1 protein-coding gene is annotated in these 560 nt (G+C 72.3%); it reads left to right on the forward strand.

The genetic code is table 11. The annotated features are described in order from the left end of the window. Positions 1-18: 18 nt before the first annotated feature. On the forward strand, positions 19-560 hold a 542-nt coding region (locus ABF648_RS10215; protein WP_415632174.1), incomplete at its 3' end, for an ABC transporter ATP-binding protein.

Here is a 560-nt window from a genome sequence, read left to right on the forward strand (position 1 = left end):
CGGGCTAGCATGGGAGGCATGAACACACAACCGGCGGGGCGCGTCAGCCACCTGCAGACGGCCTCCGGGCCCAACCGGGTCGTCGACGACCTGGGCTTCGAGATCGCGGAGGGGGAGATCGTCTCCCTGCTCGGTCCCAACGGGGCGGGCAAGTCGACGACCATCGAGATCCTGGAGGGGTACCGCACCCGCGACGGCGGCGAGGTGACGGTGCTGGGGGAGGACCCGCAGACCGCAGGTCTGGCTTGGAGGGCCCGGATCGGCATCGTGCTGCAGTCGGGCGGGATGCCTCCCGCCGCCACGGTGCGCGAGCTGGTCGCCCAGTTCGCCGGCTACTACCCGCGTCATCGGGACGTGGATGAGACGATCGCGGCCGTCGGTCTGGCCGAGCACGCCCGCAAGCGCGTCTCGGCGCTGTCGGGAGGCCAGCAGCGGCGCGTGGATGTGGCGCTCGGCATCATCGGCCGCCCGCGGCGGCTGTTTCTGGCCGGGCCTCCCACGGGCTTCGACCCGGTGGCCCGGCGCGAGGTAGTGACACTCATCTCCGGGCTGCGCGGTGA

It is taken from the genome of Propionibacterium sp. (genome assembly GCF_047719395.1).
Taxonomy (GTDB): Bacteria; Actinomycetota; Actinomycetes; order Propionibacteriales; family Propionibacteriaceae; genus Propionibacterium.